Genomic DNA, 579 nt, shown 5'->3' on the forward strand with positions numbered 1-579 from the left:
CGGCCGACCCCGCGGCGTACGGGCCCGGCGGCGCGGCGCTCGCCTGCCGCCTGATCGCGGGCGGGCGCGCGCTGGGCACACTGCTGCTCGGGCGGGCCGGGCTGGTGCGCATGCCGGACGAAGTCGTCGGCCTGATCGAGGACTTCGCGCGCCGCGTCGCGCTCGCCCTCGCCTCCGCCCGGCGCTACACGCGCCAGGCCACCATCAGCAGCGTGCTCCAGCGCGGGCTGCTGCCGTCCGGGATCGCCCGGATCCCCGGCGTGGAGTCGGCCGTCGTGTACGAGCCGACCGGCGACATCTCGGCCGGGGGCGACTTCTACGACGTCTTCCCGGCCGGTGACGGGCGCTGGTGCTTCGTCCTCGGCGACGTCTGCGGAAACGGCCCCGAAGCGGCCGTGGTGACCGGCCTGGTGCGGCCCTGGCTGCGGCTGCTGGCCCGCGAGGGCTACGGCGTGGGGGAGGTCCTCGACCGCCTCAACCAGCTGCTGGGCGAGGAGACCGTGGGGGAGGCCGTCGAGGCGGTCGAGGCGGCGGGCGGCGCCGACCCGGGCGGCGCGGGCCTGCCGCCGGGCGGCGGCC

Annotated in this window: 1 protein-coding gene; it reads left to right on the forward strand. The window is 78.4% G+C overall.

Going from position 1 to position 579, the window contains the following annotated elements; genetic code table 11:
• Positions 1 to 579: PP2C family protein-serine/threonine phosphatase (locus tag EEJ42_RS30965; protein ID WP_148082056.1), on the forward strand; the 579-nt coding region annotated here is incomplete at both ends.

It is taken from the genome of Streptomyces botrytidirepellens (assembly GCF_003721215.1).
Taxonomy (GTDB): Bacteria; Actinomycetota; Actinomycetes; order Streptomycetales; family Streptomycetaceae; genus Streptomyces; species Streptomyces himastatinicus.